Raw genomic sequence first — 16,254 nt, 5'->3', positions numbered from 1 at the left:
AGATTTATTTTTGGAGTATATTTTTTATTTGTTGTATCTTGCTGCGATCCAGTTTATATGCGAATGAATCGTTCCTTCTAGCGCCAGAACCAAAGTGGAATGCATGGGGTTTCACTTGCTCGTATACATCAGCAAAGGTTGCTGGCTTTAAACCATGCCCCACCATCATATTTACATGTGTATCCGCAGCCAAATGAATCAATCGTTGTAGCTGCGGAATTGCATCAGGTGCTTTATAGTTACCTCCTGCAGTTAACACTGTCGTTATTTGCTTATATTGTGCCAAGCATGCTAACGCTTCTTCTTGGTCACGAGCAAAATCAAACGCCCGATGAAAAGTTACTTCTAAATCATCAGCCACATCTAATAGCTGTTTCAACACTTCCTCATCAACTGTTTTTTCAGCAGTCAATGCCCCTATAACGATACCGTTTGCACCCATCTTTTTAATCAGATCTATATCTTCCTTCATCGTGTCTATATCGTATTTGTTGTATACAAATGATTGACTATGCGGACGAACCATGACATTTATAGGCAGATGGACAGCTTCAACCGCTTTTTTTAGTAAACCGTAACTTGGTGTAAGCCCTATTTCTGCCATCGCAGGGCTAAGTTCAATCCGATCTGCTCCATACTGCTCTGCTTCTATCACATCCGTTAAGTTCGTAGCAATAACTTCTAAAAGCATGAACAACCCTCTCCTTTACACACAATACCCTTATCCTACCTGATGAGAGCGCCTTTTAATAGACCAAAAAGATGCAAATAACCTACTACTATCCTCACTTCCTTTGCCTAAATCTACCATCTATGCTTTAATGGCAATACATAGTGTTATTATATATCTCACTAGGGGAGCAATTTTATTGCTGAGAAAGGAAACTTGACCCTTTGAACCTGATCTAGTTTGTACTAGCGTAGGGAAGTGACAACTTGCATGAATAGTAATAATCAGGCAATCACTTCCCCATTCTATTTACATCGTAGAATGGGGATTATTATTTTCTCCAGATGCAAGTACGTCTTATCCTGAACTACAAAGGTTTGTTGTTTCCACATCTTCTCTAGCATTAAAATAATTTCAATTATCGAGAGGAGAATATAGTATTATGCAACAACTATTTACAGATCGTTTATGGAAAAAGGTAGAGCCAATTTGGAAATCCTATTTGGAGCATCCGTTTGTAAAAGGGTTAGGAGAAGGTTGGCTTGATAAGGAAAAGTTCAAGCACTGGATGAAGCAAGACTATGTTTATTTAATAGAATATTCTCGCTTGTTTGCACTAGGAAGCGCGAAAGCACATGATTTATCAACAATGACAACGTTTGCCAATTTACTTCATGGAACCTTGCATATGGAAATGGATTTACATCGTAACTATGCAAGCAAGTTTGGCATAACTGCTGATGAATTAGAAGAAACAGAAGCGGCGGCAACAACGACTGCATACACAAGTTATATGCTAAATGTGGCACAACAAGGTGGCATAGAAAATACAGTCGCCGCCGTACTCGCTTGTGCTTGGAGTTATAATTACATTGGCAAAGCATTGGCAGCCTGGCCAAACGCCTTGGAACATGAATTTTATGGCAATTGGGTACAAATGTATTCCTCCGAAGATTTTACAGCACTGGCTAACGATTGCATTGATTTAATTAATACAATTGCGGAAGATAAACCAGAACACGAGTTAACCATCTTGGAAGATATCGTTGTGAAAACGAGCTATTTTGAATATATGTTCTGGGACATGGCAGAACATCAAGCCATGTGGCCTGTCCCTGTTGCTGCCCAAAACTTATAATTCTTTGCAAATCTTTATCCGTTGAAATGACTATTAAAAGCAATAAACTAAAAAAGCAATAATTATTTTGGACCAATATCAGGCGGCATGATCTACAGATTTTTAACTTCATAAAAAACCGCCCTAAAAATGTAAAGCTCATCATTTAAAAGCTACGGCTATCACCATAAAGACTTGGTGACATGTCGTAGCTTTCTTTATTCCTTAGGTAGAACGATACAATAGCTTGCTAACAGCCTATTATAACCTATAGATTTCGAAAGGATATATATACCAGATAGATATGATACAACATTGTTACACAGATAATTTATAATGAAAGAGAGGGAGGTTTGCCCAATGGTTCGAATACTAATCGTTGAAGATGAAAAACCAATATCTGACTTAATAAAAATGAGTCTCGGAGATGCAGGATATGAATGTTTCTGTGCCTATGATGGAGAACAAGCTGCTGATATGATTGAAGCAAATCATTTTGATTTAGCAATTTTAGATATTATGCTCCCCAAAATTAATGGCTATGATTTACTAGAATATATCCAGCCTTACGATATACCAGTCATATTTTTAACTGCCAAATCAGATGTAACGGATAAAGTAAAAGGGTTAAAGCTTGGAGCGGAAGACTACCTAACGAAACCTTTTGAAATCGTAGAATTACTAGCCCGAGTGGAAACTGTTTTACGCAGATATGATAAAAACAAACAATTTATAGAATTGTTTGATATAAAAATAGATACGCTTTCCAGAGTCGTAACCAAATCAGGAAAAACTGTTAATCTAACAGCGAAAGAGTACGACTTATTATTATTATTTATCAACAATAAAAATATTGCTCTATTTCGGAGTAACATCTCTATGAAAGTATGGGGAGAAGATTTTGTCGGCGAAAGCAGGACGATTGACCTGCACGTACAACGTATGCGACAAAAGCTTGGTTTAAAGGATAAAATCGTAGCAGTCTATAAGGTGGGCTATAGACTGGAGGTATAGCATGAAGTTATTCTGGAAAATATTTTATTCCACGATGATCGTATCTGTCTCCTGCTTCAGCATTGGAAGTTATATATTAATTGACTCCGCTTTTCAAGATTCTATCAAGCGCGAAGCCACTTCTGTATTTGAGGAAAATGATATTTTAAGATACTCGCTACAAAAAGAACTACGAGAGGCTTCCGTATCGGATTTTTACTTCGCTGATGAAAAAAACAAGGAATCAATATCCAATGAAGAGCTACTCATAACCGTTGCCTCCTCCTTAACCATTTATGAATCTGGTGGAGAACTTACTTTTCGTATTAGTAACCAGGACGGACATGTCGTATACGATAATTTTAATGAAGATTTAAGTAACGATGCCGTTACACAAGTATCGAATCAATCTAAAGGCTACCAAGTAAAAAATGTTAATGGGAAATATTTTCTTCACGCTATGACACCACTGCAATTACATGAAGATTTATTCTACATTGAAAACTTTCGAGAAATATCCGATATTTTTGCGAGTAAAAATGACCAATGGACAATGTATATGTATATTACGCTGCTGATGATTGGAATAGGTGCAATCGTCATGCTAGTCACTGCATGGCTACTGACAAAACCGATCTATAAATTATCGAAAGCAACGAAACAGATTACTAAAGGAAATTTTGAAGAACGAACGAGTGTTAGCAGCTATGTTGAGGTTGAGGAATTATCCCGCAATTTTAATTTTATGGCTGAACATATTGAAGAAATGATTTCTCAGTTAAAAGAAGCCAATCAAAGACAAGAAACATTTATTGGGAGTATTAGTCATGAATTAAAAACACCACTTACTACCATGATAGGTTATGCAGATATGCTTCGCTCTAAAAAGTTAGATTCAGAACAAACATTTATGGCAGCGAATTATATTTTTCAAGAAGGAAAGCGAATTGAGGAGTTAACAATGAAATTACTCGATTTGTTGGTATTAAAAAAACGAGATATTGAAACAAAACCCATAAAAGCAACTGCCTTTTTCAGCCCCTTGCAACAGTACATGGAACCTATTTTTGAAAAAGAAAATATGGATTTTCATGTGGAAGCAGAAGAAGCTATGATACCTATTGAGCCCGATTTAATGCGAACCGTTTGTACCAATTTACTCGATAATGCAAGAAAAGCAATCGATCATGATCATGGAGAAATTATGCTCCATGGCTTTATCCACCAAAACGACTATCACATCCGTATTTGTGATAATGGAAAAGGTATTCAAACAGATGAAATGGCTAAAATTACCGACGCTTTTTATATGGTTGATAAATCAAGAGCAAGGGTACAAGGAAGTGTGGGTCTAGGACTTGCTATTTGCAGTGAGATTATCCATTTACACAAAGCTGAACTGACATTTGACAGTGAGTTTGGCGAAGGTACTTGTGTGACAGTAATGATTAAAGGTGTGAAGCGATGATGAAAAAGAATAAAATACACCTTACCAACGTTCTTTTAGCTATTATAGGGGTTAGCATCGCTTTCTTACCATTTATTTTAAAAAATGTTCAAGAGGAGCGTTTGTTGAATCATATTTTTGTATCAAATTTCCAAACAGAAGAAAAACAAGTGAATGATAATCAAACGACATCCATTGAAGAAAAGTTAAAATTAATCGTTAATCATTATGACGGAAATGAAAACATTGCCATCATTGAAAAAAGTAATGATGAGACGAAAAGAGCTGAATACCTTTCTAAGGGAATTAATGAAATCAAAGAACTGCAAAACAAAGGGTTGTTTCCACAAATTGATATGCAACCTGAATTCACGATCATTAATTCCAATATCAAAACATTTTTAAATACACAACATCCCCAGCACACAGTAACGATCTGGGAAGCTTTCTTTTCCACTAATGGTGTAGAAATAAATATATCAATGGACACCCAAACGAATAAAATCTATGAGTATCGAGTGAGCCCAAGTAATAACAAATCCTTATCTATGACTGATCATGATCAAACTACTACAAAATTAGCTAATTATTTTAATGTGAAAGTAAGTGAAAAAAAATTAATCGATAAAAGAACAGAAAAAATATATACGCTAGCGGACGAAGACGTCTATATTTCCTTTTTTTCCGATAGGTATTTTGCGAGTTTCTATTTAATTCCTGCATTTGAAGCAGAAAAGAAGCAATTTTGATGGATAAATGAGCTAACTATGATACGTTGATCTATTATACTTTCTAGTAAGAAGAGAGATCGCAGGTTTAACACTTCCATTTCTCACCATAGACAACTGTTCAAAATATGAAAACTTATATTCCCATTTAGTACGATATCCATGAAAAGTTCGTTCTAAAATGAGCACACAAAAAACCTTGATCTCGCTTTTCCCCTTTTTATATAGAATGCTTGACGATTCTTTCATAGAGTCGTCAATTTTTTGCTTATGTTAGCAAGCGAGTAGATTAACATTATGCACATTAGAAGAACTGGCTTGTCGCCAAGTCTTATGACAAAAAAACGCTGTCGTTTTTCTTGTACGATAAACCTTTAAACTTTATACTTTCCTATAGTGGAATAAAAATCTCGGGGCGCCCATTTAGCAACGGAGCGGGTGAAACGAATCAACTAAAGATTTAGGAATCAAGCCACTACGACAGGGAGTATGCCGGCTTCAGGCGGCAAGCACGTTTTTAGTCGGCTTTCCTCTTAGAGACGAATCGATAATGACTTCTCGTAAGGTGACTTCGTGAAGTCGCTTAGTTGCTGAGCAACGGAGACGGACATGGCTTATTCGGTAATGTTGTTAAACAATACACAAGCCTCTAATTTTATAATTTTGTATTTCCTTAGAAAAACAAAGGCTTATACTTAGGCTTTCCTATAATACAAAGAAACAGCCTGTAAATTACCTACAAGCTGTATTCACTATCGTTATTCTGCTGTCAAATATTCTTCTAATGTTAATTCATTCTCTGTTATTTCTTTAGCAGCCTTCTTACCTACATAACGAATATGCCATGGCTCATATTGATATTGCGTAATCTCTTCTTTTCCTTTAGGAAAGCGAATAATAAAACCATATTCAGCGGCATTTTCCGCTAACCATTTACCTTCATCTGTATTAGCAAAGTCCTCATTTAATTGGAAACCCATATCTCTACTCGTCACATCCATCGTTAAACCTGTCTGATGCTCACTTTCACCTGGTCGAGCACTTACTTGGTTAGCTTGTTCTTCTCCTAACGATTGGACATTAGATGCAAATACTGTTTCTTGGCGATCATAAGAACGATACCCAGATTGAGCAAACAACTCTAGCCCCGCCTTATCTGCAGCGGCAAACAAATCTTCAATTGCTGTAGCTGCAATTTTACGCACTTTCTTTTTCGGTAAATCTTCTGTAAAAGGATAATTTATGTCGGGTACCACTAAATCAACAGGTGTATAATCTGCTGGTAATGCATTTTCCTTATTTACTAACACCAATTGTTCATACGGATTTGCAATTACATTAGTGCCGCTATCTGTTGTAGCAGGCTCTGCTTTTGCAGGTAGTTTTTTTCCAGGTTCAAAATCATGACTTCCATCTTCAACCAATTGCTTAACTACCTCTGCTGTTTCTTCTTCATATATACCAGTCAAAGGTAAATCTTTCTGCATTTGTAAATCAGTAATTGCCCATACTGTAGCTGCATCAAAATCACCATTATCTTTTATATCATAGCCAATTTCTTTTAAAGCAAGCTGTAATGCCTTAACATCTTCTCCGCTATCTAATTTTTGCAAAGCCGCTTCAGGAAGTTGTAATTCCTCCATTGTATTTTCTGTGTTATCCTCGGCTTTGGACTGCTTATCTGCTTGTTGTTCTTTATCGTCATTTCCACATGCTGATGTAAATACTAATACGAATAATAAAACGATAAAGCTGATAATATGTTTCCGTTTCATGCTTTCCTCTCCTTCACAACACTAGCTTGAAACATTTTCATTTGTTTCAAAGTAATTCTTTAACCCACGTACAATTGCTTCTGCCACCGTTTGACTGTATTCATCAGACTGAATAACTGCTAATTCTTCGGGGTTACTCATAAAACCTAGTTCTAAAAGAATTGCTGGTACTTCATTGTTTCTTAATACAGCATAGCTATCTTCTAGTATCCCTCTATCCTTTAATGAGATGGAATTACCCAGGGACTGATGGATGCTCTGTGCCAATCGATATTCTTTTTCCTGAGAATAATAATACGTATGAAAGCCACCTACGCTAGAATCCTCAAATGAATTGTAATGAATACTGATAAAAGCGTCCGGCATTGCTTCATTACTCATGCTTCTTCTTTCTTTTAACGGTATTTTTGCATCTTCTTTCCTAGTCATTATAACATTAGCTCCAGCTTCACGTAACGCTTTTTCTATCGGTTTTGTTGTATTTGTAACTAAATCTTTTTCATATATGTCATTAATTCCAATTGAACCAGGATCTCTTCCCCCATGTCCAGGGTCAATCATTACTGTATGCCCGCTCAATTCTCCTGAATCCGTTGTAGCATTTAAGGTTTCTTGTTCTGTTTCACCTACTGTCTTCGTCTTGCCTTCCGCAGAGTCATTATCTCCACATGCTGCTAATAAAATGAATAACAGAGATAATATAATTAACATGATTATTTGCTTTCGCTTCATAAACTATATTCCTTTCCCTCTGCTCCTAAAATTTTATCTAATCTAGAAACATATCATAGATTAAATAATTAGAACTTTGTTGTTTATTAACTTTAAACCCGAGATTCTTATATATAGTTTATGAAAGCAACGTATCAGACTACCATAATTATTCAATCATAGTTGTATCATATATTAAAAAGAATATTACTCACTTTCATATTTCACAGTTTCTAAAAAAATTAATTGTTAGAAAAACTTAGCTTGTCGCCAAGTCTTATGGCGAAAGCCATAGTTTTTTGCTTTTAATATAAACCCTGAAAACCTTTATAATTTTCTATAGTTGCAAAAAAAACAGCCTCCTTTATAATTTAATTAACGTTAATTAAATTATTTTTTTGGGGGGCTTATAAGTGAGTAAAGGGGAACAAACAAAAAAGAAAATTCTGGAGAATGGTCTAATATTATTTTCTACTAAAGGTTATGAACAAACTTCCCTAAAAGACATTGCTTCAGAAGTATCCATAAAAGCGCCTGCAATTTATGCTCATTTTGCTAACAAAAAAGTACTGTTTGAAAGCATATTTGAAAAAGTAATCACAGATTATATTGAACATCTAACCGACCGTATATCTACTATTCAGAAATCATCTACAAAAGAACAACTCTATGAACTTTTAGTTGGGACTAACATTTTTTTTTATGAGAATAAGCATATAGGACTCTTTATGAAAAAGTATAGCCTTTCACCACCTGAAAGCATCAATCCTATAACTCAAAAAAAAATGCAAACACTAACCAACAATATTGAAGTTATATTATGTTCATTTCTTGAGGAAACCCCAGATCGACAATTTATTGAAACAAATAAAATAATAGATACATTCTTTTCTTTGCTTGACGGTAGCTTCTTCTATTTAGAAAATTTTTCCAAACAAGATTTTTATATTAGAATGAATAATATTTGGGAGGTGTTTTGGAAAGGAATTCAAAAATAACCTCTATTAAAATCTACAACAAAAGGAGTAATTCAATGATGAAAAATAGAAAAAACAAAAAAAGAATATTTATTCCTTCACTACTTTTTGGTGGATTTTTAGTCATGAATAGGCATAAATTCCCTCAGTTAATGTTTTCTCTTCTTTGCGGTGTAAAACCTTTTGGATTAATTAAAAAAGAAGAAATAAAATTAGATGATCATGTAAAATGGTTTAACGATTATTATACAATCAATTATATAGATGGAAAAACGATTGCCATTGGTGAGCCTAGGTATTATCAAAGCAATGTTAACTATTTAATATTAGGAGACAAGCAAGCGTTACTATTAGATACTGGGCCAGGGATTCGGAATATTAAACCTGTAGTAGAAAGCTTAACATCGCTACCTATAACTGTAATGAATTCGCATTTTCACTATGATCATGTGGGAAACCATGAAAAATTTAGTGACATTAAATTAACAGAGAACCAAATAGAAAAACAAATAGTAAAAGAAGATACTTTAATACCTCGTAAATATTCATTTGTGGGACAATTAGAAGGATTTGCTCCTCCTAAGATAAAATTTAAAGAAATTTTAAAAGAAGGTACTTTCATTGATCTTGGAAATAGACAGCTAGAAATTATTTTTACACCGGGACATAGCAATGATTCTATCTCTTTATATGACAAAGAATTAAATCAATTATTTGTAGGTGATCTTATTTACCATGGCCCAATCTTGGCTGCTACATTAATCCCTGGTGTAGATATAAAGAAATATCTTTCTTCAACCAAAAAATTAATTAGCAAAACAAACGCTGATACCTTATTGTTTGGTGGTCATACATTAGATGTAAATCATCCATCTATTCAACAACATAACTTAATAGATCTCAAAATGTTTTTAGAAAGGAATGAAAGAAGCAGGGTATTACCTAAAAAACAAAAAATTAACGATAAAGTAGATATCCTTTACTAAAAAGAGAGACGACTTTATTAAGACTTCGCTTATCGCAAAGTCTTGTTTCCTCCCTATATACAAATTCTAAAATTAAATGCTTTCCTATAGTATAAAAAAACTGTCCAAAAAGGTTTTACTCACCTTTTTAGACAGTTTGGTTTATGGCTTATTTCATTAGGATAGTTCTGGCCAGTATACTTTATTCGCCTCATATAAATCATCTAGTAAATCTTTCGCAACTTTTGCACTTGGAACGATTTTGGATAAAGTCAATGCTTGCCATAGTTTTTGATATGATTTCTCTGCCCAAGCTTCGACGACAAGCTTTTCAACTGCGACTTGCTGTTCCATTAACCCTTTTTGAAAACGAGGAATCTCTCCCATAACAAGTGGCTCAGGACCTTGGCTACCAACGATACATGGGACTTCTACCATCGCTGTCGGTTCAAAATTACTTATTGCTCCGTTGTTTTCAACAATAAGGAGCATGCGTTCTTTTGAATTATAAGCAATTGCACGAGCTAAATCTACGATATAAGAAGCATGTTCATCAATTTCTAGTTCTGTTCCTTCTGCTGTTTGGTTATCAATTATTTTTTGACATTCACTGAATACAAACTTTTCACGTCCATCCATAACTTCATTCGCTCGTGTATAGTCTGGATTCGACTGTTCTACGACATAATCTGGATAAAAATAATATTTTAAATACGTGTTTGGAACGGTTGTCGGATCAAGGGCTTGCACATCTTTTGCTTTAGCAAATGTACTGTTCCAACTAGCATCTGAATGCTGTTTACTCTCATCCACTGTTACATAACCATGTTTAGAAACATGCTCGCGAATTTTAGGCATGAGGTCGTTTCCTTCTTTATCACGAATATCAAACCACCAGCCAAAATGGTTTAATCCAAAGTATTTCACTTCCATTTCTTTACGAGAAGATAGTCCAATGGATGCAGCCATTAATTCTTCAATACCAATTGGCATATCACATATATTTAATATTTTAGAATTTGGACGTAAAAGACGCGTTGCTTCTGCTACAATAGCTGCAGGGTTTGAATAATTTAAGAACCATGCATCTGGTGAATATTTTTCCATATAATCAACAAGTTCAATAACTGGTCCAATGGAACGCATACCATATGCAATTCCACCTGGTCCACATGTTTCTTGACCGACAACACCATATTTCAGTGGTATTTTTTCATCTTTTTCACGCATTGCATATTTACCAACACGGATATGAGCCATGACAAAATCAATGTTACTAAATGCTTCTTCCGGGTCAATTGTTTCAACAAACTTAATTTGTGGAGCTCTTTCTTTTAATAAGATCCTACAACCTCCTGCTACAGTTCCTTGACGTTCTTCATCATTATCATACAGCTTTATTTCTTTAATTGGAAAACGATCCAAGTTTTCTAAGAGCATTAATATAATCCCAGGAGTAAATGTACTACCTCCACCAGCAATTGTAATTGAAAATTGTTTCATGATTTTTTCCTCCTTGATGTGTTTTACTGCTTTTGATTTAAAAATGTATCTATGGAATCACGGACTTGTGGCACGGATAATCCAACAATTACTTGAATACTCTTGTTATTTCTTACCACACCGTGGGCTTCCCCATATTCTTTAAAATACATGTCATCCTCGACTTTATTTGGATCATATACTGTGACACGTAAACGCGTTGCACAATTTGTAACATCTTCTATATTTTCTGCACCACCAAGACCTTGGAGATAGATAGCTGCTTTTCGTTCATATTCATTGTTGTATTTTTGTTCTGCATGAGCTACGTCGTTTTCAGATCCTGATTTACTTGCTTTATAGTCTTGTTTGGTGTACAGCTTTGTTTCACTATTGTCATCCTTTTCTCGACCTGGCATTGGAATATCAAACTTCAAAATTAAAAACTTAAAGGTATAGTAATAAATGACAATGAAGATGATTCCAATGATAAATTGAACCATGTACACGCCCCAATGGTTCCCCATAAGCGGTACCCAGTTTGTTGCGGCTATTTCAATTAACCCGCCACCCATATTACCAACTAGACCAAATCCATGCATTATTGTAACCATAGTTGCCCCTAGAACTGCATGAAGTGCAAATAAGTATGGAGCAATAAATAAGAATGTAAACTCAAGCGGCTCGGTAATACCTGCAAATACAGCGGTTAACGCTGCTGCAAATAATAATGCACCTACTTTTTTACGTTTTTCTGGTTTTGCTGTATGATAAAGGGCAAGTGCAATACCGATGGAACCAAACATTTTGATGTTTCCTTGTAACAAGAAGCCGCCGCCTGGGAAGATATCATTTAATGCACCAGTAAACTGTGAATACTCTGTTAAATGAGAGATCCAATACGACTTCATACCACCGTCAACCACTGCTGGTCCATATTCAAATGGTGTATATATAAAATGATGTAACCCCGTCGGAATTAAAATTCGCTCCAAGAAGTGGAACAGCCATACACCGATATAACTGGATGAAACTAAAAAGTCTTGTAAAGATGCAATACCATTTTGCACCATTGGCCAAATCCAGCTTGTAAGAAAAGCAAGTGGAATCATTAAGAAGAAAGAGATCATTACTACGAATGGTCCACCTTGAAAAATCCCAATGGATTCAGGCAATTTCTTTTCATAATAACGATTGTGTAACCAGATAACGAGCGCAGAAATAAAGATAGCACCGATAATGTTCGTATCTAATGTTTTGATACCAACAATTTCTTTTAATCCGCTTGTACCACCAACTTCACTAGCAAAGTCGACACCGAATGCTGGCCCCCAAATCGTTAAAATGCCGTTAATAAAGTAGTTAAACATTAAGTAACCCATGACAGACGAAAGAACAGCACGACCTGGCGCTTTCTTTGCCAGAGATATTGGAAGCCCAATAACAAATACAAGCTCCATTTGATTAAATACGGTCCAACCACCATTTTCGATTAATGTCCAAATTTGGTACCATAGTCCATCTGGGTTAGCCAACTCTCCCATGACAGCCTCATTCTTGAACAATGTTGCCAAGCCTACCACTATACCAAAAAATGGAAATAATAGCACTGGTACAATCATGGCACTTCCAAATCTACGGATTGCGTTCATACATATACACCACCTATTTTTTAGTAAAATAACGAATGATAACCTATTCTTTTTAAAACGTAGCTTATCGCCGAGTTTAAGAGTAAAACGCTGTCGATTTTTTTGTACGATAAACTTTAAAAACTCGATATTTTCCTATAAAGTAAAAAACTCCTTCATTAACCTTTTATACTTGAATACCTCCTCGACACTTTTATACCTTTTCAAGGAATACTTCAATAGTTAATCTTACATCATACGAAAAATGAAATAATAAGGAACAAAGGCGCAAGCGTCCGTTCAGCAACGTAGCGACTGGAACGAATCAACTGAGATAAAGGAATCACGGTGAGGAACGAACCGATGATGACTTATCGTAGGGCGATTTCGTGAAGTCGCCTAGTTGCTGGGCGCTGGAGCCGGACGTGGCTAAATAACTTAGTAAGTTTATCCACAGCTGCTAAATTTTATAATTTCCTAGACGATGAAAAAGCTAACAAATGAATTTTCCATTTTGTTGATGTCGCTTTCATTTGTTAATTTAAGTATAGAAGGGCGCACGCATTCATTCAATAGGTTTAGAGGGTTTAGGGAAAGCGTTACCATTTATGAACGCGTTTTCATAAGTTGGGAATTTTCCCAACTAAATAACATAGAAAATGTTTTTTCCTTTAGCCGTGATTATCTTAGAAAAACTTGGCTATCGCCAAAGTTTGTTTATTGATATAAGGTGTAGCAACTACTGTATAATTGTGAACTTCAACTATTTTACATATATTGTAATTAATGAAAATCAATTACAAGCTAAGCTGGATGAATTATAACTGGAGTATGTGCGTGACTGAGTATCTTCTTCAGAGGAACAGTTTATTCGCTTAGAAGGAGAAATTGCCGAAATACATTGACAGTTTTTTAAGTAAATGGACTCTACAAATCGATTAATAGCAAGATATATGAAAGAAGTCATGTTCTTGGTTGCCAATCAAGTGATTCTTATCCTATAATAAGAACAAACGTTTCGGGTTTAACGGAATAGTATAACTTGGTTTATACTATAAAGCCTTACTTATAACGTAAAATTATTTTAAGGAGCTACTATGATGTCAAAAGTAAAGATTGAAAAACCAAATATTTATTTCGATTTACCTACCACCTCTCTTCAAGATATATTTGAAAACGGGGACCCTTCTCTACGTCATTGCACAGTTTCTACTTGCTCTGCTGAAATGAAAAACTATGATCGTACAGATTTTTCGCAAGTCGTTTTTAAACAGGTCAAATTAAATGGATCCTCATTCAAAAACGTAGAATTAACAGACGTTATTTTTGATAACTGTGATCTGTCCAACGTAGATTTTTTAGGGGCGATTATTCATCGTGTAGAATTCAAAGACACAAAGATGGTCGGGGTGAACTTAGCCGACGCCACGTTAAGAAATGTGCGTTTTGAAAATAGTATCATCCATTTAAGCTCTTTTAATTATAGTAGTCCGAAACAGATCATTTTTGATCATTGCTCTTTAAAAGGTGCGGACTTTTATGCATGTAAATTTAATAAAGTTCAATTCCAGCACTGTGATATAAACGAAGTCAATTTTTCGCAAACACCACTAAAGAATGTAGACCTGAGTAATTCTACTTTTGAAAGACTAATTGTCTCTTTAGACGAACTGGAAGGTTGTATTATTTCTTCAGAACAGGCAGTAGCATTTGCCGCAATGTTAGGTTTAAAAGTAAAAGAATAGGGGGAAGCGGGTCCCAACACGAATTTGTTTGTTCGCAAGAGTAAGTGAGCAAAAATAGTAAACAGGAGTTCTATGTCACTAACATTTTGAGAATGGGAGTTTGAAGTTTCACATGCTATTCCACTTTACGTTCGTTTATCGTTGCACATAGCCTTGATCCTAAACTATACAAGTTTACAAATCCGTTAAAACGAACAAGGAATTATCCTCTTAGCAAAAGAATGTTATACTGGATATAATCAAAGCTTAGGTAGGAGTGTACGATGAAACTAGAAACATTAATTAATAAAAATTACGAAAAATTAAACAGAAATGATCTGCAGGTTCTCCAATACATACTGAGCCATCGGGAGTCGTGCTATGATTTAAGTATTGTCGAATTAGCAAATGCTTGTTTTGCCTCTCGTTCTTCCATTCATCGACTAACGAAGAAACTTGGCTTTAGTGGCTATAGCGAATTTAGAGTTTTTTTAAAGTGGGAAGGAGAAACAAAACATCCCACAGATGACCTTATGGAGTCATTCCATTCAGATGTAGCGCACACGCTAAAGAACTTGGAATCCGTTGATTTTGATTCTATTAGCAAGTTATTATACCAAGCAGGGAGAATCTATATACATGGTACAGGAACCGCTCAATTAATGTGTGCCAAAGACTGTCAACGTATGTTTTCTATTATTGAGACATTTATTATCCTTATTCACGACCAAGTGGAATTCGAAGCGATGTATAGGGGGATGCAAGATACGGATGTGGTCCTAATTATTTCTTTATCTGGTGATACACCAACGCTAATTCCAAATATTAAACAGCTAAATGCCAAAGGGATTGATGTCATTACAATCACTAATTTAAAAAATAATAAACTCGCACAAATGTCCCCTAACAACATATATGCCACAACAACACCTGGAGCAACCAAGGAGGGAACAGAAATCACTTCATTTGTCCCGTTCTATATTGCTATTGAAACGATGTACCGTAAATATATCGAGTACAAGGGAAAACAAGAAGAAATAAACGATATATAGCCCATCTAAAGGTTTTTCACCTTTGGATTTGGCTTTTTTATATATTCAATAATTAACTCGAGGATATTTTTTTATAGTACAAGACGGGGATTTAGATGCGATATCTTTTACTTTACTTATTTCTTGGACAATCAACTTTGTAAGTTACACTTTAGAGAAGAACCCTTCTACTATCTCGAGTGGTCTCCCTGTATTGTTTCCAAAAAAATCAACCTACTTTCTTGCTTTTAACAATTGAAGAATGGATATAATTACCATAATCAATATAATTGGAACGATATAGATTAAATCCACTCTAATAACAGCTCCAACTTCTGTTTTCGACCACTGCCATACATAATATTCCCATATCATCCAACCGATAATCAAAAGAATGGTAACTACTTGGGTCTTCGTAATTTTTTTCATTGTATTAAATCCTTTCAAATCATACTTTAATTAGTAAACAAATAGTTAACTACTAATTAACCTTACCTAATAGTAATAATATTAATAGCACTAACCAAAAAGGGTGTTTTTATAACAACTTTCCAAAAACAGTAATGTGATGAGTTTCATTGAATTTCACATATTTTATTTAGCATCAAAAATGACCAAGTAACCTTTTTTGTATATGATAACCTTAAAACATCATATACAACACTTTACACAAGATATAAATATATTTTTAAGCTTTTAATAGGATAAAGCTATTCTCTTACTACAAAGTATAAAGGAACTGTTGAATATCTATAGAATAAATGTGGAAGGCAAAAGAAGGATCTTTTAATGGGTTTACTGATGTGAACAAAGCCTTGATCGTTTTTGCAATTAAGAATGCTAAAACCTACGCCCCCGGCAGGATTCGAACCTGCGACACACGGTTTAGGAAACCGATGCTCTATCCCCTGAGCTACGGGGGCAAGTAAAAAATAAAAACAATTAAACTTCATAGTGCCAAATCTCATTTTTTGATCCAGCACTATCTATTATACAAAATTCC

General features: G+C 35.0%; 14 protein-coding genes, 1 tRNA gene and 1 riboswitch. Of the genes, 8 read left to right on the top strand and 7 right to left on the bottom strand.

Annotated features, from left to right (window positions below; genetic code table 11):
* Positions 1–4: 4 nt before the first annotated feature.
* Positions 5–691 (bottom strand): copper homeostasis protein CutC, encoded by a 687-nt coding sequence (locus B2C77_RS01750; protein WP_077702120.1) that lies wholly within the window; start codon positions 689–691, stop codon positions 5–7.
* Positions 692–844: 153 nt separating this feature from the next.
* Positions 845–944, top strand: a riboswitch (TPP riboswitch).
* A 168-nt stretch (positions 945–1,112) separates the two neighbouring features.
* On the opposite strand from B2C77_RS01750, the gene tenA reads away from it, so the two are divergent.
* From tenA to B2C77_RS01730, 4 genes are all read left to right on the top strand, one after another.
* Positions 1,113–1,808: a thiaminase II gene (gene tenA, locus B2C77_RS01745; RefSeq protein ID WP_077702119.1), complete on the top strand. Its 696-nt coding sequence runs from the start codon at positions 1,113–1,115 to the stop codon at positions 1,806–1,808.
* 339 nt (positions 1,809–2,147) lie between these two features.
* Entirely contained in the window at positions 2,148–2,801 is a 654-nt protein-coding gene (locus tag B2C77_RS01740; RefSeq protein WP_077702118.1) for a response regulator transcription factor, read from the top strand.
* 1 nt (position 2,802) lies between these two features.
* Positions 2,803–4,248 carry a sensor histidine kinase gene (locus tag B2C77_RS01735; protein ID WP_077702117.1) on the top strand — a complete coding sequence of 482 codons (1,446 nt, stop codon included), beginning with the start codon at positions 2,803–2,805 and terminating at the stop codon, positions 4,246–4,248.
* Positions 4,245–4,976, top strand: coding sequence for a hypothetical protein (locus tag B2C77_RS01730; RefSeq protein WP_077702116.1), 732 nt, complete (start codon positions 4,245–4,247; stop codon positions 4,974–4,976). The genes B2C77_RS01735 and B2C77_RS01730 overlap by 4 nt, the downstream gene beginning before the upstream one ends.
* Before the next feature lie 737 nt (positions 4,977–5,713).
* Here the strand turns inward: B2C77_RS01730 and B2C77_RS01725 are convergent.
* Positions 5,714–6,730, bottom strand: coding sequence for a D-alanyl-D-alanine carboxypeptidase family protein (locus B2C77_RS01725; protein ID WP_077702115.1), 1,017 nt, complete (start codon positions 6,728–6,730; stop codon positions 5,714–5,716).
* 21 nt (positions 6,731–6,751) lie between these two features.
* On the bottom strand, positions 6,752–7,462 hold the full coding sequence (locus B2C77_RS01720) for an N-acetylmuramoyl-L-alanine amidase family protein (RefSeq protein WP_077702114.1): 711 nt from the start codon (positions 7,460–7,462) through the stop codon (positions 6,752–6,754).
* 392 nt (positions 7,463–7,854) lie between these two features.
* Here B2C77_RS01720 and B2C77_RS01715 point away from each other — a divergent pair, with 392 nt between their 5' ends.
* Positions 7,855–8,439: a TetR/AcrR family transcriptional regulator gene (locus B2C77_RS01715; RefSeq protein ID WP_077702113.1), complete on the top strand. Its 585-nt coding sequence runs from the start codon at positions 7,855–7,857 to the stop codon at positions 8,437–8,439.
* A 35-nt stretch (positions 8,440–8,474) separates the two neighbouring features.
* A complete protein-coding gene (locus B2C77_RS01710; protein WP_077702112.1) occupies positions 8,475–9,404 on the top strand; it encodes an MBL fold metallo-hydrolase in 930 nt (309 codons plus the stop codon).
* Positions 9,405–9,560: 156 nt separating this feature from the next.
* On the opposite strand, the gene B2C77_RS01705 is transcribed toward B2C77_RS01710, so the two are convergent.
* Together B2C77_RS01705 and B2C77_RS01700 are read right to left on the bottom strand one after the other, a co-directional pair.
* Positions 9,561–10,886, bottom strand: coding sequence for a 6-phospho-alpha-glucosidase (locus tag B2C77_RS01705; RefSeq protein ID WP_077702111.1), 1,326 nt, complete (start codon positions 10,884–10,886; stop codon positions 9,561–9,563).
* Between the two features lie 23 nt (positions 10,887–10,909).
* Positions 10,910–12,517 (bottom strand): alpha-glucoside-specific PTS transporter subunit IIBC, encoded by a 1,608-nt coding sequence (locus B2C77_RS01700; RefSeq protein ID WP_077702110.1) that lies wholly within the window; start codon positions 12,515–12,517, stop codon positions 10,910–10,912.
* 1,079 nt (positions 12,518–13,596) lie between these two features.
* Here B2C77_RS01700 and B2C77_RS01695 point away from each other — a divergent pair.
* Positions 13,597–14,241 (top strand): pentapeptide repeat-containing protein, encoded by a 645-nt coding sequence (locus tag B2C77_RS01695; RefSeq protein ID WP_176087257.1) that lies wholly within the window; start codon positions 13,597–13,599, stop codon positions 14,239–14,241.
* Between the two features lie 263 nt (positions 14,242–14,504).
* A complete protein-coding gene (locus B2C77_RS01690; RefSeq protein ID WP_077702108.1) occupies positions 14,505–15,272 on the top strand; it encodes a MurR/RpiR family transcriptional regulator in 768 nt (255 codons plus the stop codon).
* Between the two features lie 213 nt (positions 15,273–15,485).
* Here B2C77_RS01690 and B2C77_RS01685 read toward each other — a convergent pair whose 3' ends face one another.
* Positions 15,486–15,680 carry a hypothetical protein gene (locus tag B2C77_RS01685; RefSeq protein WP_077702107.1) on the bottom strand — a complete coding sequence of 65 codons (195 nt, stop codon included), beginning with the start codon at positions 15,678–15,680 and terminating at the stop codon, positions 15,486–15,488.
* A gap of 421 nt (positions 15,681–16,101) precedes the next feature.
* Positions 16,102–16,174: transfer RNA gene (locus B2C77_RS01680), tRNA-Arg, on the bottom strand.
* Between the last annotated feature and the right edge of the window lie 80 nt (positions 16,175–16,254).

The organism is Virgibacillus dokdonensis (assembly GCF_900166595.1).
In the GTDB taxonomy this organism is placed as follows: domain Bacteria; phylum Bacillota; class Bacilli; order Bacillales; family Amphibacillaceae; genus Virgibacillus; species Virgibacillus dokdonensis.
Note: the sequence above shows the minus strand (reverse complement) of the source record. Positions and strands in the feature narration are given on the sequence as shown.